At 34.3% G+C, this 1122-nt stretch carries 1 protein-coding gene and 1 pseudogene; both read left to right on the top strand.

The features are described 5' to 3' along the window. Positions 1 to 541: pseudogene (locus tag B5P42_RS31425) on the top strand (ribonuclease domain-containing protein); the annotation flags it as partial. Positions 542 to 555: 14 nt separating this feature from the next. Next, complete coding sequence (locus B5P42_RS31420; RefSeq protein ID WP_113736076.1) at positions 556 to 831, top strand: barstar family protein; 276 nt, start codon at positions 556 to 558, stop codon at positions 829 to 831. Positions 832 to 1122: the final 291 nt, after the last annotated feature.

Genomic DNA, 1122 nt, shown 5'->3' with positions numbered 1-1122 from the left:
GGACAGGAAAAGAAATTGGACAACTTATCAAAGTTGAAGATGTAACAACCGGTAGGAAATATGGACCAGAAGATTATGGCTGGGGTACACTATCCGTTGTATCAGGTGGTACTACACGTGTAATTGGTAAAGTTGTAGGGAAAATTGGTGAACTTGAAAAGAAGGGAAAGGAAAGGCACTAGAAGCGGCTGCTAAAAATACAAAATTCACGAAATATCCTACCGGTTTTGATGAAGTTGCTAAGTATGTAAAGGAACATAAAAAATTACCGGATAATTATATTACGAAAGATCAAGCTGAATCACTAGGTTGGGTGAAGAAAGAAGGAAATCTGCATAAAGTAGCTCCTGGTAAAAGTATGGGTGGCGATATTTTTGGAAATAAAGAAGGCTTGTTACCAGCCGACCTTGGTAGAACTTGGTATGAAGCGGATGTTAATTATATTTCAGGATATCGAGGTAATGATAGAATTCTCTATTCCAGTGATGGATTAGTGTATAAAACTTCAGATCATTATAAAACCCTTACCGAGATAAAATAGAGAGGACATTCATTATGGAAACGATACAATTAGATGGACGTAAATTTACTTGCAAAGAGATGCTGCATAAAATATTAAAAGATCAATTAGACTTACCTGATTATTATGGGGAGAATGCTGATGCTTTATGGGATTGTCTTACTGGATGGATTGACACTCCTGTAAAAATAGAATGGGAATTTTTTCGAGAAAGTAAAGAAATGCTAGGTTCATATGCTGATTTAATTTTAGAAACTTTTCAGGATGCACAAAAAAGAAGGCCAGATGAGTACTATATTGTTGTAAAATAACTAAAAAGAACTTAGGTAAACATAAAAAACGTAGAAATAATTATTTTCTACGTTTTTTATTGTATCAATTTGAATACTTTCCCAGAGTGGCCCCTCATACCCAGAATCGTTTCCGTACCCCTACTAAGTTGTTCTTTCCTGTTGCAGAATCCTTGTCTTGTTATAAGGATTCTCTTGTCAGTGGTTTGCGTCTATTTAAGAATTATATGTATCGATAACATGGAATTCATTTTGTTATAGTTAATTACTCCTGAATATAAACATATGTTTTTCTGTAAGAATCCTACATTC

The organism is Bacillus sp. SRB_331 (assembly GCF_003264175.1).
In the GTDB taxonomy this organism is placed as follows: Bacteria; Bacillota; Bacilli; order Bacillales; family Bacillaceae_G; genus Bacillus_A; species Bacillus_A mycoides.
Note: the sequence above shows the minus strand (reverse complement) of the source record. Positions and strands in the feature narration are given on the sequence as shown.

What these genes read in the sequence shown, in the direction of transcription:
- B5P42_RS31420 (WP_113736076.1), top strand. Translation starts at nt 556, where the DNA reads ATGGAAACGATACAATTAGATGGACGTAAATTTACTTGCAAAGAGATG.